The 337-nt window shown below is 48.4% G+C and carries 1 pseudogene; it reads right to left on the bottom strand.

Annotation, left to right across the window (positions count from 1 at the left end):
- A pseudogene (locus U9K52_RS21235) lies at positions 1 to 337 on the bottom strand (SprB repeat-containing protein); the annotation flags it as partial.

Below are 337 nucleotides of genomic sequence, written 5' to 3'. Positions count from 1 at the left end.
CGTTACAGCTGTAGGCTGCGTTACTGTTCTACTCACTGTTGCAGTACATCCGTTGGCATCAGTGATAGTTACCGTATATGTTCCGGCAGCTAAACCTGTTCTGTCTTCCGTTGTGATTCCACCACCCCAGTTGAATGTATAAGGTGCTGTTCCTCCTGCTGGAGTCAAGTTGATCGCGCCGTTAGAAGCGCCGTTACATGCTACATTCGTTACTACCGTTGTTCCGCTTACTGCACTTGCTGGCTGCGTTACTGTGGCATTAACTGTTGCAGTACATCCATTGGCATCAGTGATGATTACCGTATATGTTCCGGCAGCTAGTCCTGTTCTGTCTTCA

The sequence above is a fragment of the Chryseobacterium sp. MHB01 genome, assembly GCF_034651565.1.
GTDB classification, from domain to species: domain Bacteria; phylum Bacteroidota; class Bacteroidia; order Flavobacteriales; family Weeksellaceae; genus Chryseobacterium; species Chryseobacterium nepalense.
The sequence above is the reverse complement of the archived record's forward strand: the minus strand, read 5'-3'. Positions and strand labels throughout refer to the sequence as shown.